The sequence below is a fragment of the Bordetella genomosp. 9 genome, from assembly GCF_002119725.1.
GTDB lineage: Bacteria > Pseudomonadota > Gammaproteobacteria > Burkholderiales > Burkholderiaceae_B > Bordetella_C.
The window spans coordinates 3,745,723-3,767,111 of the sequence record NZ_CP021109.1; the positions used below are offsets into that span (position 1 = coordinate 3,745,723).

Here is a 21,389-nt window from a genome sequence, read left to right on the forward strand (position 1 = left end):
CGGCCCGCGCAACCGCGCCCGCACGGCAGTCCGCGCGAGCGCGGCATGCAGGCGCCATCGTCGGCGCCCGCGTGCCGCGCAACATCGCCTAACGGCGATTGTTGGCGTCAACCACGGTCAGCGCCGTCATGTTGATGATGCGGCGTACCGTGGAACTGGAAGTAAGGATGTGCACCGGCGCGTTGGCGCCCAGCAGGAAGGGACCCACGGCAACGTTGCCGCCGGCGGCGGTCTTCAGCAGGTTGTACGCAATATTGCCGGCGTCGACATTGGGGCAGACCAGCAGGTTGGCGCTGCCCTTGAGCGTCGAGGACGGAAGAATGCGCAGGCGCAGCTCCTCGTCCAGCGCGCAGTCGCCGTGCATTTCGCCGTCGATCTCGATGTCCGGCGCGCGCTCGCGCACGATCTGCAGGGCCGCGCGCATCTTGGCGCCGGACGACGAACTGCCGGAACCGAAGTTGGAGCGCGACAGCAAGGCGACCTTGGGCGCGATGTTCAGGCGTTCCATTTCCTGGGCGGCGGCGATCGTGAATTCGGCGATCTGCTCGGCGCTGGGCTCTTCATTGATGTGCGTATCCACCAGCACCACGGTGCGCTCGGCCAGCAGCAGGATGCTCATGGCGGCGTACACGTTGCTGCCGGGCCGCTTGCCGATCACCTCGTCGATGAAACGCAGGTGATCGCCATACGCGCCCACGGTGCCGCAGATCATGCCGTCCGCGTCGCCCAGATACACCATCATCGCGCCGATCAGCGTCAGCCGGCGGCGCATTTCGACGCGCGCCATTTCCTTCGTGATCCCGCGCCGGCACATCAATTCCCAGTACGTGGTCCAGTAGCGATGGAACCGCTCGTCGTATTCGGGGTTGGTGACCTCCACGTCCTCGCCCAGGCGCAGGCGCAGGCCCAGGCGCTCGATGCGCTGGGCCAGCACCGCCGGGCGGCCGACCAGGATGGGCTTGGCCAGACCTTCGTCCACCACTGCCTGCACCGCGCGCAGCACGCGCTCGTCCTCGCCTTCGGTGAACACGACGCGCGATTTGCCCCCTTCGCGCACGAAACGCTTGGCCGCGGCGAACAGCGGCTTCATGAATGCGCCGGAGTGGTACACGAACTGCTGCAGCTGCTCGATATAGCTTTCCATATCGGCCAGCGGACGCGTCGCCACGCCCTCGTCCATCGCGGCCTTGGCCACGGCCGGCGCGATGCGGACGATCAGCCGCGGATCGAAGGGCTTCGGAATGAAATATTCGGGACCGAAGCACAGATCGAAGGTGCCATACGCGGCGGCCACCACTTCGCTCTGTTCTTCCTGCGCCAGCTTGGCGATGGCATAGACCGCCGCCTTTTCCATGCCGCGAGTGATGGTGGTCGCACCGACGTCCAGGGCGCCGCGGAAGATGTACGGGAAGCACAGGACGTTGTTGACCTGGTTCGGGTAGTCCGAGCGGCCGGTCGCCATCACGGCATCGTCGCGCACGCTCTTGACGACTTCGGGCAGCACTTCGGGCGTGGGGTTGGCAAGCGCCAGGATCAAGGGCCGGGGAGCCATGGCGGCGACCATTTCGGGCTTGAGCACGTTGCCGGCCGACAGGCCCAGGAACACGTCGGCGCCTTCGATCACTTCGGCGAGCTTGCGCTTGTCCGTCTTGCGCGCGAAGCGCGCCTTGTCGGGATCCATCAGCGTGGTCCGGCCTTCGTAGACCACGCCTTCGATGTCGGTGACCCACACGTTTTCTTCCGGCAGGCCCAGGTCCACCATCAGGTCCAGACAGGCCAGCGCCGCGGCGCCGGCGCCGGACGTCACGACCTTGACATTGCGGATGTCCTTGCCGACGACCTTCAGCCCATTGATGAACGCGGCGCACACGGTGATTGCGGTGCCGTGCTGGTCGTCATGGAAAACCGGAATCTTCATGCGCTCGCGCAGCTTGCGTTCGACGACGAAGCACTCGGGCGCCTTGATGTCTTCCAGGTTGATCCCGCCAAAGGTGGGCTCCAGGCCGGCGATGATTTCGACGAGCTTGTCCGGGTCGGTTTCACCGATTTCGATGTCGAACACGTCCAGGCCGGCGAACTTCTTGAAAAGCACCGCCTTGCCTTCCATCACGGGCTTGGACGCCAGCGCGCCGATGTTGCCCAGGCCGAGCACCGCCGTACCGTTGGAGATCACCCCCACGAGGTTGCCGCGGCTGGTGAAGCGGTAGGCGTTGACGGGATCGGCGACGATTTCTTCGCACGCCGCCGCAACACCGGGCGTATACGCAAGCGCCAGATCGCGTTGGTTGGTCAGTTGCTTGGTCGGCGTGACCGACACTTTGCCGGGGCGTCCCTGCTCGTGATACTCGAGCGCGGCCTTGCGCAGATTGGCGTCCATGATCGTGATACGTGTAAAGAAAGTTGAAAACCGAAACGCTGGATTCTAGTCCCTTAGCGCCGAAGCTGCCTGAGGCGCCCACAGCCGCCCGAGGGAGCGGCTATGTTACCCCGGTACACGCGTGTGCCCGTGATGCGGCGCGGAACGGACCGAATATTCCCGCGGGGTCGAAGGCTTCCTTCACGCGAGCATCGAGCGCACGCGCCTGCGGCGGCGGGGGCGGCGATGCCAGCGCAGGCCGTTCTTCGCCGGCCGGCACGGTAAGCGCCAGGCTCTCGAGCCATACGAGGGAGCCGCCGTGCCCGTGCAGGGCCTGCGCCAGATTGATGGAAGCCGGCGGACATGGAACGAGTGCGTCGATGCGATAACACGCGGGCCACGCGGGCTGCGTGCGGCACCATTCCGCCTGCGTGCTCGACGCCAGCCGGAACAATTCGGGCACCAGACGCTGCAGGGCAGCGGTGCGCAGCGGTTCCCCATCCTGCGCCCCAAAAGGTCCCAGGCGATCCACCGCCCCATCGGCCAGCATGACTTCCGCCGCGTGGATGCCGGAGAAATCCCCGCGCCCGGTCGGCCAGGCAGCGGCCGACCGGTCCGCAAACCAATCCGCCAGCATCCGGCCGGGCTCGGCATGGGTGAATTGCGGCAAGCCCGCCGCCGCCAGTTCGCCCAGCGTGACGCCAGGCTCGGCGCGCCAGAGCGGGCGCGGTCCGGGAACCCGCGCCAGGCGGTTCAGATGGCGTGGATCGATCCACAGGATGGGCCGGGCGTCGCCGGCTTCGGCCGGCACCCAGCGCCCGGCATCGCTGCGCTGCGCCGTCGCACAGGACGCCGACGGCATTGCACCGGCCGCCAGCGCCATCCGCACGCCGAACTCGGCGCAAAGCGAACGCGCAACGCGCACGTCGGCGCCATCCGCCGGCGCCCAGCGCAGGCCCGGCGGCTGCCCGCGCCCAGCTTCTTCGTCCCTGTTCCCGGCATCTGCTCCAACGCCGGCGACGCGCTCGAAATCGCCCGCGCACAGACGGCGCAGGCGATCGCCGAACGCCTGCCATGGCGTGCGCGGCGTTGGCCGCCCCAGCAGGAATGCGCGTCGCGATGGCTGCATGACTACAATCCCCTTTTTCGATGATCGGGCCCCGCCCGCCAGAGTCCAGTATGCCGCCCCTCGCCGACCGCACCGCCGAATTTCTCACCTTCCACGCGGTGGAGGTATTCAAGCAGGCGCAGGCGCTGCAGGCCGCCGGCCGCGACATCATCAGCCTGGGCATCGGCGAGCCGGACTTTACCGCGCCCCCACCCGTGGTGGAAGCGCTGGAGCGGGCCGCGCGCGCGGGACTGAGCGGCTATAGTCCTCCCGCCGGGTTATCCGCGCTCAGGGAGGCCATCGCCGGCTTTCATGCCAGGCTGGGGGCGGAGATCGACCCGTCGCGCGTCATCGTCACGGCCGGCGCGTCCGGCGCGCTGTCGCTGGCCTGCGCCGCACTGGTCAATCCCGGGGCCGAAGTGCTGATGCCCGACCCATCCTACCCGGCGAACAGCAATTTCGTGCTGGCGGCCGGCGGACAGCCGCGCCTGATCCCCAGTACGGCCGCCAAACGCTTCCAACTGTCGGCCGCCGACGTGCGGGCGCATTGGGGGGCGCGCACGGGCGGGGTGATGATCGCGTCGCCCAGCAATCCGACGGGCACCTCCATCGCCACGGATGAGCTGACCGCCTTGCTTGCCGAAGTCAAGGCGCGCGGCGGCTTCACGTTGATGGACGAGATCTATCTGGCGTTGTCGTATGCCGGCACGCCGCAAACCGCGCTCGCGCTGGACGACGACGTTGTCGTCATCAACAGCTTCTCGAAGTACTTCAATATGACGGGTTGGCGCCTGGGCTGGCTGATCGTGCCGCCGGCCATGGTGGCGCCCGTGGAGAAGATGGCGGCCAGCCTGGCCATCTGCGCCCCGACGCTGGCCCAGCACGCCGCGGTGGCGTGTTTCGCGGCGGAATCCCTGGAAATCTATGAAACGCGTCGCCTCGCCTTTCAGCAACGGCGCGACTTCCTGCTCGATGCCTTCGAACGGATGGGCATCGACGTGCCGGTCAAGCCGGATGGCGCGTTCTACATTTACGCGGACGTGTCCCGGTGGGGCATGGACAGCGCGGAATTCGCGACCCGTTTGCTGCATGAGGCCGGCGTCGCAGCCGTGCCCGGCCTGGATTTCGGTCCGGCGCACGCCAGCCGGACCTTGCGTTTTTCCTACACCACCGGCATGCCGCGCCTGGAAGAAGCGGCCGCCCGCATCGGGCGCTTCGTGGAGACGCTGCGCCGCTGAGCGCCCGCGCCGGGGGCGGCCGGGCGGTCACGGGTTGCGGGACCGGCAGGTCCAGGGTTGTGCCGGACGGGCGGGCCGGCAACGCGGACACATCAATCGCGGGCCAGCGGTATGCCGGACGCGACCGCCAGACGGCGGCGTTCGGCCAGCACCTTGTCGCCGTAGCCGCCGTCATTGGGACCGCTGGCGCCGACATAGCAGGCCAGGCCGCCGCTGATGGAGCCGCGGCGCTTGATGCAGTCCTTGAGGATACTGGCGCCAACGCGGATGTTCGCCACGGGGTCCAGGGCTCCTTTCTTGCCGTAGGCCTCGAACTTGGACTGATGCACGCTGGTCATCACCTGCATCAGACCCTGCGCCCCTACGCTGCTTTCCGCGAAGGGGTTGTAGCGCGACTCGATCGCGATCACCGCCAGCAGCAGCAAGGGATCGATCTTCAATTCGCGTCCGACCTTGTATGCCGTGTTGACCAATACCGCCGTGGCGTCGTACGCCACCTTGTACTTGCGCGAGATATAGTTGCGCAGCGCTTCCGTCTGCGCGTGACTGGCCGTATCCAAGCGCTGTGCGGGCTTGGGCTCCGGATGGGGCAGCGGCGTCAAAAAGGCCGTGGCATTGCTGGCCGCGTCCGGCACGGCCATGGCGACCGCCCCGGAGGCGCCGCCTGCCTTGTCCGTATCGTCGTCCAGGCTGGCGAGTGTATCGGCATCGGTATAGGCGAGTTCCGAACCGGTCGAGCCCACGGTAGCGGGCGCGAGCGCCGCCAGCAGGGCCTTATGTACCTGCAAGGCCTGGTCGCGCAACCCGGGCAGCGCGACGCCCATGCTGACGGTTACGATGACGGCGATGCCCAGATAGACCGAGCAGATCCGCAGCCATTCGCCCAGATAACGGTGAACGCCTTGCGCCAGCTGACGAAAGGCGAGACTGGCGACTGACGCATCGGGCATTTCCTACCTCCTGCGTTTTGAAAGGAAGGGGATGTTAACCTCATATGGCCGTTGCATATGTAACCAAACCCACAAACCCCGGCCAACTTTGCGTAATTTTGGCTAATTTCGGCGATTTACGGCCGCGCTAGTGTAGGACCCCTGTGAAATACCGAGATCTCAGAGACTTCATCGCCCAGCTGGAAGCGCGCGGCGACCTCAAACGCATCGCCGCGCCGGTCTCCACGCGGCTGGAAATGACCGAAATCGGCGATCGCGTCCTGCGGGCCGGCGGCCCGGCGCTCCTGTTCGAGCGTCCGGTCCACCATGACCGCGCGGCCGACATGCCGGTGCTGACCAACCTGTTCGGTACGCCGAGGCGGGTGGCCTGGGGAATGGGCGCCGAGCAGGTGGAAGCGCTGCGCGACACCGGTGAGCTGCTGGCTTCGCTGCGCGAGCCGGAGCCGCCCAAAGGCTTGCGGGATGCCTTCGCCAAAGTGTCCATGCTGAAAGCCGCGCTATGGGACATGAGCCCGAAAACCGTGCGCGGCCCCGCATGCCAGGAAATCGTGCTGGAAGGCGGCGATGTCGACCTGGCCCGCCTGCCCTTGCAGACCTGCTGGCCGGGCGACGTAGCGCCCCTGCTCACGTGGGGGCTGGTCATTACGAAAGGCCCCCGCGCCCGCCGGCAAAACCTGGGCATCTACCGGCAACAACCGATCGGCCGCAACAAGCTCATCATGCGCTGGCTTTCACACCGCGGCGGCGCCTTGGACTTCCGGGAGCATGCGCAAGCCCATCCGGGCCAGCCCTTCCCGATCGCCGTGGCGCTGGGCGCGGACCCCGCCACCATCCTGGGCGCGGTGACGCCAGTGCCCGACACGCTGTCCGAATATCAATTCGCCGGCTTGCTGCGCGGCTCGCGCACCGAAGTGGCCAAGGCGCTGGGCAGCGAGCTTTCCGTGCCGGCGTATGCGGAGATCGTGCTGGAGGGCCACCTGCTGCCAGCCTCCGATCCGCGCGCCGTCGCACCAACCGTACCGGACGGCGTACCGCCACCGCCGGACACCGGGTACGAGATGGCGCTGGAGGGCCCCTACGGCGACCACACCGGGTATTACAACGAACGCGACTGGTTCCCGGTGTTCACGGTGGATCGCATCACCATGCGCCGCGACCCGATCTATCACTCCACGTATACCGGCAAACCGCCCGACGAACCGGCGGTGCTGGGCGTCGCGCTGAATGAAGTGTTCGTTCCGCTGCTGCGCCGGCAGTTGCCCGAAATCGTCGACTTCTACCTGCCGCCGGAGGGCTGCAGTTATCGCCTGGCTGTGGTGTCGATCCGCAAACAGTACGCCGGCCACGCCAAACGCGTCATGTTCGGCCTGTGGAGCGTGCTGCGGCAGTTCATGTACACGAAGTTCATCGTGGTGGTCGACGAAGACGTGAATCCGCGCGATTGGAAGGAAGTCGTGTGGGCCATGACCACCCGCATGGACCCCGTGCGCGACACCACCCTGGTGGAGCGCACGCCCATCGACTATCTGGATTTCGCTTCGCCGGTATCGGGCCTGGGCGGCAAGATGGGCCTGGACGCCACCAACAAGTGGCCGGGCGAGACCGACCGCGAGTGGGGCCGGCCCATCGTCATGGACACGGCCGTCAAGCAGAAGGTGGACGCGATATGGGGGCAGTTGGGTCTGTGACGGCGGGGTTTTCCGCGCCGCCCGGCCCGCCCCATTCCGCGCCCCGGCTGCCGGCCGGCGGCGCGCCATCCTCCTGGCGCGCCCGCCAGCCGCGATAGACCTGGAAGCCGACCACCGCAGCGGTGGCCAGTTTCAGCAAGCGCGAGCGCTTTCCGCGCAGAAAGATCGCCGACACCGTGGACATGATGACGGGATAGCGGCGAGCCATGGAAAACGCCCGCCACGCCAGCATGGACGCGTTGCCCACGCCGACGCGCGGCATCATGCCTTTGATCAGGCGCGAGGGGGACAAGGACTGCGTGAGGTCCGACACGCAGTGCACGAGCGATTCGCGCTCGACCGCCGCCCGGGCGCGAAGCAGCTCGATGCGGACCTGGCGGTCGACCGCCGGAGATACTTTGTTCATGCGGAAGTCTCCCGTCGCCGCCCCGCGGGCGAGTGGCGCTCGGCTTCGGCCCGCCGTTCGGCTTCCTCTTCCTCTTGCGCCGCGGCGCGCAAATGCCCGAGCAATTGCACGTCCCGCTTCAATTCATCCAGGGTGGCAGCGAAAGGCTTGGGCCCCAGAACGAGCGTGCGGCGCACGAGATAGATGAGGATCAGCCCCAGCACGGCATAGGCGGCGGCAAGCACGCCCAGCGCGATGTAGCGCTGATCGGTCGGCCAGAAATAGACGGCGACCAGAATGGAAAACACCAGGACCGCCAGCGTCAGGAACAGCAGCGCCCCGAAAGCGCAGCCCAGCAGCCGAAGCAGCCGGGCCCACTCCGTGGACGCTTCCAGCGCCAGCAATTCGAATCGCGTCCGCCCCAAATCGACCAAACTGGAGGCGACGCCAAGCAAGGATCTGCGGATAGCCATCGTCGCGGAAGGCGGCCGGCCGGCGAGCCGATGGGCCCGCCGTCCCGTTCGCCCGCTCCGGTCAGCGACGCGCAATCAGCAGGCCGAGCAGCAGGCCGGTCACGCCTGCAATGCCGATGGCCTGCCAAGGATTGTCGTGCACGTAGTCGTCGGTGGCGCGAGCCGCCTTGCGGCCGCGTTCCATGACGGCGTCCTGCACTTCGTACAAGGCTTCGCGGGTGCGCTTGAGCGAGGTCATCGCCCGGTCGCGCAATTCCGCAGCCTTGTCCCCCGTGCTGGCGGCGGCTTCGCGCAACAGGTTTTCGGCGTCGTTCAGGCTGCTTTTTACGCTATCGATGAGGTTCTCTTTAGCGCCCTCGGCGGAAGATTTCATATTCATGATCGCTCCTTTCTTGTTGCATGACCTGGACGAAACAATGATACCAGCGGCGTTTGGTCTCAAGATGGGTATTGCTACCGTCTGCTACCGCACGCCGCGCGCCTGCCACGCTGTTTATTTGATCTTCGTGATTTCAACGGCGGACTTCGCGCCCTGCTGATCGATGTCCTGCCGCATGACCAGATTCACCGCCGGACAGTACCAGTCCGTGACGGTGGTGTTGAGCGCCGGAATGGGAATGGTCAGTCCCTGGAACGTCGCCATGGTCGGATCGGTGTCGCGGCGATAGGAAATGGGCCAGCACGACTGCTTGCCCAGCGCGGTATCCATGGAGCGCCGCGCGCCGACAGTTTTCTCGCCGATGCGTACTGTCGTGCTGGGGGCCCCGCCTACCGGGGCTTCCTTGCCGATTCGCAGGCGGAAGCTCGAGCCCGGCAGCTTCTGGCCGGCGCCGGAGATCTTGCCGTCGTATGCGAAAAGACCCAGCATGCGCAAATCGAACTGGCCATCCGAAGCGGGTTTCTCGCCGGCGTTTTCGTAGCGCACGAAAGTGGCCTTGCCGCTGCGCACGGTCATCAGGTAATCCAGTTTGGATTTACCCGGCGGCAGGCCCGCGTAGGAGAAAGTCGCCACGCCGGTCACCCGGGCCCGGCAATTCTCTCCATTGCTTTTGGTTACTTCGCTGAACGTCAGATCGGCGCCCAACTGCAGATTGCCTGAGCCGGTGAGCTGCACTTGCCCCCCATCGTGGATGAACTGCGCATCGCATACGCCCGCGCGGGCCGCGCCCGCCGTCAGCAGCGCCGCGCCCGCCACGGCGAGCCGCACAAAAATCTTCCTATGCACGGTAGAACCTCTCCTGAAAGCGCCCGCATCCCGGTGCGGCGCGCGGTCCGCCGATACTACACCCTGTGATGCCGGGGATCGTGACCGGAGTGCGCGGTCCGGACGCTGCCGACAGCCCCTTCTTCAGCGGTGCGAAACCGCCGTGGCCCGCCGCACGTGGGTGCCGCGCCGGCGAGCCATATATCGCGTATGCGCCCAAATCCAAGATATATATACAGATGAATAATATGGACATACCGAGTTATTCGTTCCAAGGCGGCTTGCACTCTCTCTAGAATGGCGGCTCGCCAGCTCCCGCGGCGCAGCCGCACTGCGGGCGATTTCCGCCTTTCCGGCTCCTCGCCCTCCGGGCCGCCCTTTCCCACGCCGACATGAAGCTCTTTCCCCTGTTCGCCGACCTGACCCAGCGGCTCGTCCTGGTGGTCGGCGGCGGCGCCGTCGCCGCTCGCAAGGTGCAAGCGCTCCGGGAAGCGGGCGCCAGCGTGCGCCTTGGCGCGCCGGAACTGCACGCCGAGCTTGCCGCGCTGGCCCGAGAAGGCGCCATCGCGCATGTGCCGGGCCGGTTCGAGGAAAGCTGGCTGGACGATGTCTGGCTGGTGGTCGCGGCGACCGACGACCGCGAGGTCAATGCTCAGGTCGCCGCCGCGGCAGGGCGGCGGCGCCTGCTCGTCAATGTGGTCGACGATCCGGGCCTGTCCTCCTTCCAGGTGCCATCCATCGTGGATCGATCGCCGCTGATCGTGGCGATTTCCTCGTCCGGCGTCGCGCCGGTCCTGGCGCGGCGGCTGCGCGAACGCATCGAATCCATGTTCGACCACGCTGTCGGTCCGCTGGCGGATCTGGCGGGACGTTATCGCGCGCGCATCCGCGAGCGCCGCCCCGAACTGGGCGGGCGACGCCGCTTCTACGATTGGCTGATGGACGGCCCTGTGGCGGCGCTGCTGCGGCAGGCCCGGCCCGAGGACGCGGCGCGGGCGCTGGAAGCCGCGCTGGATCGTCCGCAGGAGCCTGTGCGCGGAAGCGTGGTGCTGGTGGGGGCAGGCCCCGGAGACCCCGGCCTGTTGACGCTGAAGGCGTTGCGCGCGCTGAACGAGGCGGACGTGATCCTGTACGACCGGCTGGTCAGCGCCGACATTCTTTCGCTGGCGCGCCGCGATGCCGAGCGCGAGGACGTGGGCAAGCGCCCGGGCGAGGACCACGCGGCCACGCAGGCGCGCATCCATGCCCTGATGGTGGAACACGCCCGGCGAGGCCGCCGGGTGGTGCGGCTAAAGGGAGGCGATGCCTTCATCTTCGGGCGGGGCGGCGAGGAATTGCAGCATCTGCGCGCCCACGGCGTGCCGTATGAAGTCGTGCCTGGCGTCACGGCGGCGCTGGCCTGCGCGGCGCATGCCGGCATCCCATTGACCCATCGGGACCATGCGCAGTCCCTGCACCTGATTACCGCCCACTGCCGCGACGATGACGATGCGGTGGATTGGGGGGCGCTGGCCGGCAGCCGCCAGACGCTGGCGTTCTACATGGGCGTGAGCCAGCTGGACGCCCTGGCGCGCCGTCTGCAGGAACACGGACGGGCGGCGGACACGCCCTTCGCGCTGGTGGAAAACGGAAGCCGGCCGGAGCAGCGCGTCCTGACGGGCCGCTTGGCGGAATTGCCCGCGCTGGCCCGGGCGCACGACATCCGTGCGCCTGCCCTGCTGATCGTGGGACGCGTGGCGGCGCTGGCCAACGAACTGAACTGGTTCGGCCGCCATATCGATGGGACCGCCGCGGCCGGCGCGCCGGCCTGAGCCGCTACTCGGTCTTCTGCCGTGTGCCGAAAATCCGGTCGCCGGCATCGCCCAGGCCGGGAATGATGTAGCCGTCTTCGTTCAGGCCCTGGTCGATGGAGGCGGTATAGATCTGCACGTCCGGGTGATCCTTCTCCACGCGGGCGATGCCTTCGGGCGCCGCCACCAGGACCAGCGCGCGGATGTCCCGGCAGCCGGCCCGCTTGAGCATGTCGATCGTGGCGCACATGGAGCCGCCCGTGGCGAGCATGGGGTCGACGATCAAGGCCACCCGGCGATCGAGTTCGGCCACCAGGCGCTCCAGATAGGCCTGCGCCTGCAGGGTTTCCTCGTCGCGGGCAATTCCCACCACGCTGACCTTGGCGCCTGGAACCAGGGTGAGCACACCGTCCAGCATCCCGATGCCGGCGCGCAGGATGGGGACCACCGTGATTTTCTTGCCCGCCAGCTTTTCGACCTGCACCGGCCCGCTCCACCCTTCGATGGTGCAAGGCTCCAGCGGCAGATCCTTGCAGGCCTCGTAAGTCAGCAGCGCGCCCACTTCCTGGGACAACTCGCGGAAACTCTTGGTGCTCAGGTCGGCGCGCCGCATGATCCCCAGCTTGTGGCGGATCAAGGGGTGGCGGATTTCATGCACGGGCATGGCGATTCTCCAATTGCAATGGATCGAATCGTAGCGTGGCCGCGCGGCGCGGGCCAGTTGCCGGCCGCGATCAGCGATCCACCAGCCACTTGATCAGGGCGTCGTCGAAGGGCCGCACCGCGTCGGCCCGGTCGTCGTTGACGATGCTGACGACCGCGTAGCGCTTGCCGCTCGCGCTCAGCACGTAGCCCGCCAGGGCGCGCACATTGGCCAGCGTGCCGGTCTTCAGATGCGCCATGCCGCGCGTGTCCTTGTCGCGCAGGCGCCGGCGCACCGTGCCATCCACGCCGGCGATCGCCAGCGAGGACATGAATTCCGGCATGTACGGCGAATTCCACGCGACCGTCAGCAGCGACGCCAGACTGTCCGCGGAAATCCGGCCGATCCGCGACAGGCCCGAGCCGTTGTCGATGACCAGTTCCGGCATCGAAAGCCCCTGACCGGCCAGCACGCGGCGCACGACGTCGGCGCTGCTCGCCTCGTTCGCCGACCGCAGGCCCCCTTCGGCGCCCAAGGTCAGCAGAAGCTGGCGCGCCATGACGTTGTTGCTGCGCTTGTTGATGGTCCGGATGACGTCGCCCAGCGGCGGCGAATCGTGCGACGCCAGCGGCACGGCATCGGGCGGCACCAGGCCGGAGCGGACCTGCCCGGCGAACGTGCCGCCCAGCTCGCGCCACAGCAGGCGAAAGACCTCGGTGGCGAACTCCGGCTGGGACAAGGCCAAGCGGTACAGGCTGAATTCCCCGCATGAGCCGGCCACCTTGCCGGACAGGCGCAACGTGACGCCCTGCTGCGTAATGACCGGCTCCGTGGCGACCTCCGGCGAGCCGGGGCACGGCGCGTCGCTCCATTCGAGCTGGCCGCTGACCGACACGCCGGGCAAGGGCGGGTCGATGACCGGGCGCCAGCGCCGCGCGGCGGGATCCGGAATGAACAGCAGGCGCAGGGCGCCGAAGCCCACCATCAACGCGTCGGGACTGGCGTTATAAGGGCGATCCGGCGCGCCGTCGAAAGCGCCGGGGTCGCTGCCGACCGACCCGAAGATGCTGCGGTCGATCACCAGGTCTTGGATCTGCCGCACGCCGTGCAGCCGCAGGTCGCGCAGCAACGTCCAGAAGTCCTGCAACAGAAAGAAGGGATCGCCGCTGGCGCGCAAGTACAACGGGCCGGACAACACGCCATTGGCGAGCCGGGCGCCCGGGTCGGACAGGAGCTCCGTGCGCCATACATAGTTCGGTCCCAGGCTGGACAGCCCGGCCCAGGTCGTGACCAGCTTCATCACCGAAGCGGGATTGCGCGGCGCCTTGGCGTTGATCGAAAGCAGGCGTTGCCCGCCCAGTTCCTGTACGACGAGGGACAGCGACGACCCGGGCAGCTTGCTGGCGCGCCATGCCGCGGCCAGCTCGTGCGGCAGCGCGTTGGCCGAGGACGGCGCCAGACCCTGGGCCCGGACGGCTGCCGGCGCCAGCAGGCCGCCCAAGGCAGTCACGCCGGCCAATGGCGCCGCGGCGGCCATTGCCGACGCGGCTGCCGCGGCCGCCAGCCGCCGCCAAAAACGTTTTCCGACCAGGCCCAACCATCCGCTCATTCGCTGTCCGTACTCGTTGCCGGGACGCCAACACGTCGGCATGAAAAATCAACAAGGAATCGTGAAACGGCCCCGCGACGGGGGCCGTGATCGCGGCGCCGCGCCAGCGTCGCGATGTCGGACGGCCGGCCGCCAAAAGCGCCAAGCATACCGTGAAGCGCCGCCGGAACGGCTGCGCGGCCGCGCGGGGACTGCCCGCTCCGGCACGGGCGGTTCAACGGTCTACTACAATGGCGGGTTGGCTTTCCATCGTTTCCTGAAACGCGTGACCTCCCCGTCTCCCTCCTACACCCTGGCCGATTTCGATTACGATCTGCCGCCCGAACTGATCGCCCAGCATCCCAGCGCCGAGCGCGCGGGCAGCCGGCTGCTGCACCTGGATGCGCAGGGCAATCTGCACGACCGCCGCTTCGCCGATCTGGGCGAGCTGTTGCGTCCGGGCGATTTGCTCGTGTTCAACGATACGCGCGTCATCAAGGCGCGCCTGCTGGGGCAGAAGGCGACGGGCGGGCGGGTCGAAGTGCTGGTGGAACGCATCGTGGCGCCGCGCCGGGCGCTGGCGCACGTGCGCGCCAGCAAGTCCCCGGGACCGGGCACGGTGCTGCGGCTGGCCGACGCCTTCGAGGCGGTGGTCGAGGGCCGGGACGGCGATCTCTTCGAACTGGCCTTTCCCGACGATGTGCTGACGCTGCTGGACGCCCACGGCGCGACACCGCTGCCCCCCTACATTACCCATGCGCCCGACGCGGGGGACGACGCCCGCTACCAGACCGTCTACGCGCGCGAGCCGGGCGCGGTCGCCGCGCCGACCGCCGGCCTGCATTTCGACGAGCCGATGCTCGAGCGGCTGCAGGCCATGGGCATCGGCCGGGCCTTCGTCACCCTGCACGTCGGCGCGGGGACGTTCCAGCCCGTGCGCGTGGAAAAAATCGCGGACCATGTCATGCACGCGGAGTGGTACACCGTGCCGCAGGCCACCGCGGACGCCATCGGCCGCACCCGTGCGGCCGGCGGCCGCGTCGTGGCGGTGGGCACCACCAGCGCCCGCGCGCTCGAATCGGCCGCGGCGCTGCACATGCCGCTACGCGCCGCCCAGGGCGACACCCGGCTGTTCATCACGCCGGGCTACCGCTTCCAGGCGCTGGACGCGCTGATCACGAACTTCCACCTGCCTCAATCGACCCTGCTGATGATGGTCTCGGCGCTGGCCGGCATGGGACCCATCCGCCGCGCGTACGCACACGCGGTGGCGCAGCGCTACCGCTTTTTCAGCTACGGCGACGCGATGTTCATCGAGGCAGCGGCTTGACGACTATGACGACCGGACTCCAATTCGAACTGCTCGCCACCGACGGCGCCGCGCGCCGCGGCCGCGTCACCCTCAACCACGGCGTGGTGGAAACGCCCATTTTCATGCCGGTGGGCACGTACGGCAGCGTCAAGGCCATGCTGCCCCACGAGCTCGAGGAGGTCGGCGCCCAGATCGTCCTTGGCAACACATTCCATCTGTGGCTGCGCCCCGGCACGGAGATCATGCAGGCGCATGGCGGCCTGCACGGCTTCATGGGATGGAACAAACCCATCCTGACCGACTCGGGCGGCTTCCAGGTCTTCAGCCTGCAAGGCATGCGCAAGATCACCGAGGAAGGCGTGCGCTTCGCCTCGCCCATCGACGGCGCCCGCCTGTTTTTGACCCCCGAGGAATCCATGCGCATCCAGCGCGCGCTCAATTCCGACATCGTCATGGTGTTCGACGAGTGCACGCCCTATGAAATCGACGGCCGCGCCGCAACCCAGGAAGAGGCCGCACGCTCGATGCGCATGTCGCTGCGCTGGGCGCGGCGGTCGCGCCAGGCCTTCGATCAACTTGGCAATCCGAACGCGCTTTTCGGCATCGTGCAGGGCGGCATGTACGAAAACCTGCGCGACGAATCGCTCGCCGGTCTGCAGGAGATCGGTTTTCACGGCTATGCGATCGGCGGCCTGTCGGTGGGCGAGCCGAAGGAAGACATGATGCGCATCCTGGCGCACGTGGCGCCCCGGCTGCCGGCGCAGGCGCCGCGCTACCTGATGGGCGTGGGCACGCCTGAGGACCTTGTCGCCGGGGTGGCCGAGGGCGTGGACATGTTCGATTGCGTCATGCCCACCCGCAACGCCCGCAATGGATGGCTCTTCACCCGCTATGGCGACATCAAGATCCGCAACGCCCGCTATCGCGACGACACCCGGCCGCTGGATCCGAGCTGCGCCTGCCACACCTGCCGCCATTTCACCCGCGCCTATCTGCACCATTTGCAGCGGGCCAATGAAATCACCGGCGCACGGCTGAACACGCTGCACAACCTGCACTTCTACCTGACGATCATGCAAGAGATGCGGGAAGCGATTGCCGCCGGCCGTTTCGCCGCCTGGCGGGCGCAGTTCGCGGCCGACCGGGCGCGCGGCGTCGACTAGGTGCGGCGAGCCCTGGCGCACCGCCTTCCCCGGGCGGACAGCTTCGCTACAATAGCGGGCTGCTCAATACGCAGGCTCGCGCAAAAATAAGCGAAAACCATATCAAAAATCCTCAAAACCGGATTCCGGCAGCGGATCCAACCAGGAGAATTCGATGCAACTTACCGACACCCTAGGCGTTGTGGTCGCCCAGGCCGCCCCCGAAGGCAACGCGTTGATGGGCATGCTGCCCATCATCCTGATGTTCGTCATCCTGTATTTCCTGATGATCCGGCCGCAAATGAAGCGCCAGAAGGAACACCGGAACCTGCTGGCCGCGTTGGCGAAGGGTGACGAAGTGGTCACCGCGGGCGGCCTGCTTGGCAAGGTCACGCGCGTGACGGACACCTATATCACCGTCGAAATCGCCGAGGGCGCCGACAAGCCGGTCGAAGTCGTGGTCCAGAAGAGCGCCGTCTCCGCGGTTCTGCCCAAAGGAACCATCAAGGCGCTGTAACGTCAGAGAGGCTGGGCCGCGGGCGGGCGCCGCCACGACGGCCGCCCTTCCCGCATTCCGGCTTTTCGCCGCAACGTCATTCGTCAAAAGTAGCCGGCCATGAACCGCTATCCCCTCTGGAAGTATCTTACGGTCCTGATTGCGGTCGTCATCGGCCTGCTCTACACGCTGCCCAATTTCTACGGCGAATCCCCGGCGGTACAGATTTCGAGCGCCAAGGCCACGATCAAGGTGGACAACGCGCTGCTCGGTACGGTTGAACGGACCTTGTCCCAGGCAAGGATCCCGACCGAGGGCGTGTATTACGAACAGAACGGCCCGCTCGGCACCATCCGGGCGCGCTTCGCGTCCACCGACCAGCAGCTGCAGGCGCGCGATCTGCTCGACAAGACTTTGAATACGACACCCGGCGACCCGCATTACACGGTGGCGCTGAACCTGCTGCCCGCCTCGCCCGCCTGGATGCGAACCCTGGGCTGGTTCGAGCCCAAGCCCATGTACCTGGGCCTGGACCTGCGCGGCGGCGTGTACTTCCTGCTGCAGATCGACATGCAGGGCGCGCTGAACGCCCGCTACGACGCCCTGGCCGCCGATGTGCGCAGCGTGCTGCGCGACCAGGACATTCCCGGCGCCACGGTCGAGCGGACAGGCCAGTCGGTGACGGCCACGTTCCAGAACGCCGACAGCCGCGACAAGGCGGTGTCCGCGCTGCGCGCGCGGGTGCCGGACCTGCAATTCACCGACGAAAACGGCGGCGGCAAGCCGCAGCTGGTCGGCACCATGAACGCGGCGTCGGTCACCCGCGTGCAGGAAAACGCGCTGACCCAGAACATGAACACCCTGCACAACCGGATCAATGAGCTGGGGGTGGCCGAGCCGGTGATCCAGCAGCAGGGCACCGACCGCATCGTCGTCCAACTGCCCGGCGTGCAGGACGTGGCCAAGGCCAAGGAACTGCTGGGCCGCACCGCCACGCTGGAAATCCGCATGGTGGACGATTCGCCGGCGGCGCAGGCGGCCCTGGCCGCCAACACCGTGCCGTTCGGGCTGGAACGCTATACCGACCGGGACGGACGCCCCCTGCTGGTGCGCCGCCAGGTCATCCTGACGGGCGAAAACCTGCAGGACGCTCAGCCCGGCCGCGACCAGCAGACGCAACAGCCGGCCGTGCATCTGACGCTGGACGCCAAGGGCGCGCGCATCTTCCGCGACGTCACGCGCGACAACGTCGGCAAGCGCATGGCCATCCTGCTGTTCGAGAACGGCAAGGGCGAAGTGGTCACGGCGCCCGTCATCCGCGGCGAAATCCCGGGCGGGCAGGTGCAGATTTCCGGCAGCATGACCGCCGAGGAAGCCGCCGACACCGCCCTGCTGCTGCGCGCCGGCGCGCTGGCCGCGCCGATGGCGATCATCGAGGAACGGACCATCGGGCCCAGCCTGGGGGCGGACAACATCGCCAAGGGCTTCCATTCGACCCTGTGGGGCTTCGTGGCGATCGCCGTCTTCATCGTGCTGTACTACCGGCTGTTCGGCGTCTTCTCCACGATCGGCCTGGCGGTGAACGTGCTGCTCCTGCTCGCGCTGCTTTCGATGCTGCAGGCGACGCTGACGCTGCCCGGCATCGCGGCCATTGCGCTGACGCTGGGCATGGCGATCGACTCCAACGTGCTGATCAACGAGCGTATCCGCGAGGAATTGCGCAACGGCGCCACGCCGCAACAGGCGATCCATCATGGCTTCGAACGGGCGTGGGGCACCATCCTGGATTCGAACCTGACGACGCTGATCGTGGGCCTGGCGCTGCTGGCCTTCGGATCGGGCCCCATCCGCGGTTTCGCGGTGGTGCACTGCCTGGGCATTCTGACGTCGATGTTCTCCTCCGTGGTGGGCGTGCGCGCGCTGGCGAACCTTTGGTATGGCCGCCGGAAGAAGCTGACGAGCGTGTCGATCGGCCAGGTGTGGAAGCCGAGTGAGTAGGGACCACCCCCGAAGCGCTTCGCGCTTCCCCCTCAAGGGGGCGACGCTGGCGGACCGGAAGGGGAAGTCCACCCCCGAAGCGCTGACGCGCTTCCCCCTCGAGGGGGCGACGCTGGCGGACCGGCGGAGCCGGATCCGCGGCGTCCCCGATCGGGGAGCACCGTGGTTCATGGGGGGCGGCGTTGGCGTAGCGGCGGGGAAAGTCCACCCCCGAAGCGCTTCGCGCTTCCCCCTCGAGGGGGCGACGCTGGCGGACCGGCGGAGCCGGATCCGCGGCGTCCCTGATCGGGGGGCACCGTGGTTCATGGGGAGCGACGCTGGCGGACCGGCGGAGCCGGATCTGCGGCGTCCCTGATCGGGGGGCAGCGGTTTTCTCGGGGCTGCTGGTGGGCCTTTGGAAGTGCTGGCGAGCGAGATTCGCGAGTAGTGGTGATTGATTCATAAAAGGCCCCTAGGGCCCACGAGCAAGGCGAAACATGGAATTTTTCCGTATCCACCGCACCATCCCGTTCATGCGTCACGCGCTGGTGCTGAACATCATCAGCGCCGTGACCTTCCTGGCGGCTGTGTTCTTCATCGTCACGCGCGGCTTTCACCTGTCCATCGAGTTCACGGGCGGCACGGTGATGGAGGTCAGCTACGCGCAGACGGCGCAGCTGGATTCGGTGCGCGGCGCGGTCTCCAAGCTGGGCTACGCCGACTTCCAGGTGCAGAACTTCGGCACCTCGCGCGACGTGCTGATCCGGCTGCCGCTGGCCGAAGGCCAGACGTCTTCCGAACAGAGCGACGCGGTGCTGAAAGCCTTGAAGGCCGAAGACCCCTCGGTGGAGCTGCGCCGGGTGGAATACGTCGGTCCGCAGGTCGGGCAGGAACTGGTGCACAACGGCCTGATGGCGCTGCTCTTCGTGGTGCTGGGCATCGTCGTCTATCTGGGCATCCGCTTCGAGTGGAAGTTCGCCCTGGCCGGCGTGGTCGCCAACCTGCACGACGTGGTGATCATCCTGGGCTTCTTCGCCTTCTTCCAGTGGGAATTCTCGCTGTCGGTGCTGGCGGGGGTGCTGGCGGTGCTGGGCTACTCGGTGAACGAATCCGTGGTCATCATGGACCGGATCCGCGAGAACTTCCGCAAGCAGCGCAAGGCCCCGGTGCAGGAAGTGATCAACAGCGCGATCACGCAGACGATTTCCCGAACCATCATCACGCACGGCTCCACGCAGATGATGGTGCTGTCCATGCTGTTCTTCGGCGGCCCCACCCTGCACTATTTCGCGATGGCGCTGACCATCGGGATCTGGTTCGGTATTTATTCTTCGGTATTCGTGGCCGCCGCGCTGGCGATGTGGTTCGGCGTGAAGCGCGAGGACCTGGTGAAACCAGCGAAGAAGGACGGCCCGGAAGTAGCCTAGCGGCGGACGCAGCGGACGCCGCGGCCGGCGGCCGCGGCCTGAAAGGCGCTATCCCCGCCCGGCCACGGCTCGCGCCAGCAGGCACAAGCATTCGTACATCAGCGTAGCCCCCAGCAGCGCGGTATTGCCGCTGGGGTCATAGGGCGGCGCCACTTCCACCACGTCGGCGCCGCGCAGGTCCAGCCCGTCCAGTCCGCGCAGCAAGGCCAGCGTCTCGCGCGTCGATAGGCCGCCGATCTCCGGCGTCCCCGTCCCTGGGGCGTACACCGGATCCAATCCGTCCACGTCCACGGAAAGATACGCGGGCCCCTCCCCCACCACCCGGCGGGCCTCTGCGATGGCGGCGTCCACGCCCATCCGGTCGAACTCCTCGATGAATATCACCCGCATACCCGTGTCGAGCGAGTAGCGCCACCCTTCGTCCGAGTTCTGCGCGCCGCGAATGCCGATCTGCACGGTGCGGCGCGGATCGAGCAAGCCTGCTTCCACGGCGCGCCGGAAGGGCGAGCCGTGGCTGAACTTGGACCCGACGAAGTCGTCCCAGGTATCCGTATGGGCGTCGATATGCACCATGCCCAGCGGCGGCCGCGGCGCCATCGCCTGGAAGATGGGAAACGTAATCGAGTGATCGCCCCCCGCCACCAGCGTCCGCTTGCCGGCTGCGTACAGCGGCTCCAGGAAGCGCCGGATATCCGCGTGCGCATTCTCCAGGTGGAACACATCGGTGAAGGGCACGTCGCCCACATCGGCCACGCGGCAGGCGGTGAATGGATTGAAGCCGGTCACGTGATGGATCGCCCTGGTCATGGACGACATATTGCGCATTTCGCGCGGACCATAGCGCGCGCCCGGGCGCGCCGTCACGCCGCCGTCGAACGGCACGCCGACGATGGCGATATCGAAATCCTCCAGCCGCGTCGCATGGGGCACGCGCATGAAGGTCGGGATGCCGCTGTACCGGGGCAGTGCCTGGGCGCGGGTATCTGTGGCAGATAGGGACATGGGCTCAGAAAGTCGTGGGCGTGTTCACCCACAGCACACGCGTCACCGTCTTGCCCGGGTTGCGATAGCTGTGCGGAACGTCGCTGGAAAAATAGAACGAATCGCCGGCTTCCAGATGGTGGGTGTCCGCGCCCAGCCGCAGCTCGAAGCGGCCTTCGATGACATAGCCCATCTCCTCGCCGGCATGCGCGATCTGCTCCAGGCTTTCGGCCAGCGGCTCCAGCACGTGAATGTCGGCTTGCAGCAGCTGGCCGCGCATCGGGACGATGACCCGTTCCAGCTTGACGCCGCCCTTGCGGCCGCGCGCGGGGCTGAAGGCCAGCACCGGGCGGTCCGCCGCGCGCGTGACGGGCGAGGCCGGCGGCGCGTCGGCGGCGGTGAGCTCCGCCACGTTGGTTTCCAGCGCGCGCGCCAGCCGATGCAGCGTGGCCAGGGACGGCATGGCCTGGCCGCGTTCGATGCGGGAGAGCAGGCTTTCCGAGCACCCGGCGGCCTGCGCCAGCGCCTTCAGCGTCATGTTGCGCACCATGCGGGCGTGCTTGACGCGTGGACCCAGCGCGGCGAGCCCGCGCTCCGGCATCGACGGAACGGGTGTGGGGGTAGCCATGGC

At 67.5% G+C, this 21,389-nt stretch carries 19 protein-coding genes; 8 read left to right on the forward strand and 11 right to left on the reverse strand.

Annotated features, from left to right (window positions below; genetic code table 11):
* Window positions 1-88: 88 nt before the first annotated feature.
* Together CAL13_RS17260 and CAL13_RS17265 are read right to left on the reverse strand one after the other, a co-directional pair.
* On the reverse strand, window positions 89-2,377 hold the full coding sequence (locus tag CAL13_RS17260; protein WP_086058478.1) for an NADP-dependent malic enzyme: 2,289 nt from the start codon (window positions 2,375-2,377) through the stop codon (window positions 89-91).
* A gap of 100 nt (window positions 2,378-2,477) precedes the next feature.
* Window positions 2,478-3,485 (reverse strand): hypothetical protein, encoded by a 1,008-nt coding sequence (locus CAL13_RS17265; protein ID WP_086073053.1) that lies wholly within the window; start codon window positions 3,483-3,485, stop codon window positions 2,478-2,480.
* Between the two features lie 50 nt (window positions 3,486-3,535).
* On the opposite strand from CAL13_RS17265, the gene CAL13_RS17270 reads away from it, so the two are divergent.
* A complete protein-coding gene (locus CAL13_RS17270; RefSeq protein WP_086073054.1) occupies window positions 3,536-4,702 on the forward strand; it encodes a pyridoxal phosphate-dependent aminotransferase in 1,167 nt (388 codons plus the stop codon).
* A 92-nt stretch (window positions 4,703-4,794) separates the two neighbouring features.
* Here CAL13_RS17270 and CAL13_RS17275 read toward each other — a convergent pair whose 3' ends face one another.
* Window positions 4,795-5,652: a lytic transglycosylase domain-containing protein gene (locus CAL13_RS17275; protein WP_086058481.1), complete on the reverse strand. Its 858-nt coding sequence runs from the start codon at window positions 5,650-5,652 to the stop codon at window positions 4,795-4,797.
* Window positions 5,653-5,795: 143 nt separating this feature from the next.
* Here CAL13_RS17275 and CAL13_RS17280 point away from each other — a divergent pair, with 143 nt between their 5' ends.
* Entirely contained in the window at window positions 5,796-7,340 is a 1,545-nt protein-coding gene (locus CAL13_RS17280) for a UbiD family decarboxylase (protein ID WP_086058482.1), read from the forward strand.
* Here the strand turns inward: CAL13_RS17280 and CAL13_RS17285 are convergent.
* The 4 genes from CAL13_RS17285 to CAL13_RS17300 all read right to left on the reverse strand — a co-directional run bounded on the left by CAL13_RS17285 (window position 7,297) and on the right by CAL13_RS17300 (window position 9,405).
* Window positions 7,297-7,746 (reverse strand): hypothetical protein, encoded by a 450-nt coding sequence (locus CAL13_RS17285; RefSeq protein WP_332457748.1) that lies wholly within the window; start codon window positions 7,744-7,746, stop codon window positions 7,297-7,299. The two genes, CAL13_RS17280 and CAL13_RS17285, sit on opposite strands and share 44 nt — an antisense overlap.
* The gene (locus CAL13_RS17290) at window positions 7,743-8,198 is read right to left on the reverse strand and encodes a phage holin family protein (RefSeq protein WP_086073055.1); all 456 of its coding nucleotides are present in this window, start codon (window positions 8,196-8,198) and stop codon (window positions 7,743-7,745) included. The genes CAL13_RS17285 and CAL13_RS17290 overlap by 4 nt, the downstream gene beginning before the upstream one ends.
* Before the next feature lie 61 nt (window positions 8,199-8,259).
* Window positions 8,260-8,577: a DUF883 family protein gene (locus CAL13_RS17295; RefSeq protein WP_086058484.1), complete on the reverse strand. Its 318-nt coding sequence runs from the start codon at window positions 8,575-8,577 to the stop codon at window positions 8,260-8,262.
* A 114-nt stretch (window positions 8,578-8,691) separates the two neighbouring features.
* Entirely contained in the window at window positions 8,692-9,405 is a 714-nt protein-coding gene (locus CAL13_RS17300; RefSeq protein ID WP_198297983.1) for a hypothetical protein, read from the reverse strand.
* Window positions 9,406-9,794: 389 nt separating this feature from the next.
* Here CAL13_RS17300 and cysG point away from each other — a divergent pair, with 389 nt between their 5' ends.
* On the forward strand, window positions 9,795-11,213 hold the full coding sequence (gene cysG, locus CAL13_RS17305; RefSeq protein ID WP_086058485.1) for a siroheme synthase CysG: 1,419 nt from the start codon (window positions 9,795-9,797) through the stop codon (window positions 11,211-11,213).
* Between the two features lie 4 nt (window positions 11,214-11,217).
* Here cysG and upp read toward each other — a convergent pair whose 3' ends face one another.
* Window positions 11,218-11,856 carry a uracil phosphoribosyltransferase gene (upp, locus tag CAL13_RS17310; protein ID WP_086058486.1) on the reverse strand — a complete coding sequence of 213 codons (639 nt, stop codon included), beginning with the start codon at window positions 11,854-11,856 and terminating at the stop codon, window positions 11,218-11,220.
* 70 nt (window positions 11,857-11,926) lie between these two features.
* Entirely contained in the window at window positions 11,927-13,372 is a 1,446-nt protein-coding gene (gene dacB / locus CAL13_RS17315) for a D-alanyl-D-alanine carboxypeptidase/D-alanyl-D-alanine endopeptidase (RefSeq protein ID WP_086073705.1), read from the reverse strand.
* A gap of 337 nt (window positions 13,373-13,709) precedes the next feature.
* Between dacB and queA the strand changes: the two genes are divergently transcribed.
* The 5 genes from queA to secF all read left to right on the forward strand — a co-directional run bounded on the left by queA (window position 13,710) and on the right by secF (window position 19,777).
* A complete protein-coding gene (gene queA / locus CAL13_RS17320) occupies window positions 13,710-14,753 on the forward strand; it encodes a tRNA preQ1(34) S-adenosylmethionine ribosyltransferase-isomerase QueA (protein ID WP_232467685.1) in 1,044 nt (347 codons plus the stop codon).
* A 5-nt stretch (window positions 14,754-14,758) separates the two neighbouring features.
* Window positions 14,759-15,898 carry a tRNA guanosine(34) transglycosylase Tgt gene (gene tgt / locus CAL13_RS17325; protein WP_086058488.1) on the forward strand — a complete coding sequence of 380 codons (1,140 nt, stop codon included), beginning with the start codon at window positions 14,759-14,761 and terminating at the stop codon, window positions 15,896-15,898.
* Window positions 15,899-16,052: 154 nt separating this feature from the next.
* Window positions 16,053-16,394 carry a preprotein translocase subunit YajC gene (yajC, locus tag CAL13_RS17330; RefSeq protein WP_086058489.1) on the forward strand — a complete coding sequence of 114 codons (342 nt, stop codon included), beginning with the start codon at window positions 16,053-16,055 and terminating at the stop codon, window positions 16,392-16,394.
* 99 nt (window positions 16,395-16,493) lie between these two features.
* On the forward strand, window positions 16,494-18,371 hold the full coding sequence (gene secD, locus CAL13_RS17335; RefSeq protein WP_086073056.1) for a protein translocase subunit SecD: 1,878 nt from the start codon (window positions 16,494-16,496) through the stop codon (window positions 18,369-18,371).
* 476 nt (window positions 18,372-18,847) lie between these two features.
* Window positions 18,848-19,777, forward strand: a complete 930-nt coding sequence (gene secF / locus CAL13_RS17345; protein WP_086073058.1) for a protein translocase subunit SecF — start codon at window positions 18,848-18,850, stop codon at window positions 19,775-19,777.
* A gap of 48 nt (window positions 19,778-19,825) precedes the next feature.
* Here secF and speB read toward each other — a convergent pair whose 3' ends face one another.
* Together speB and CAL13_RS17355 are read right to left on the reverse strand one after the other, a co-directional pair.
* Window positions 19,826-20,779, reverse strand: coding sequence for an agmatinase (gene speB / locus CAL13_RS17350; RefSeq protein WP_086073059.1), 954 nt, complete (start codon window positions 20,777-20,779; stop codon window positions 19,826-19,828).
* A 4-nt stretch (window positions 20,780-20,783) separates the two neighbouring features.
* Window positions 20,784-21,386 carry a cupin domain-containing protein gene (locus CAL13_RS17355; RefSeq protein WP_086059556.1) on the reverse strand — a complete coding sequence of 201 codons (603 nt, stop codon included), beginning with the start codon at window positions 21,384-21,386 and terminating at the stop codon, window positions 20,784-20,786.
* Window positions 21,387-21,389 lie beyond the last annotated feature (3 nt).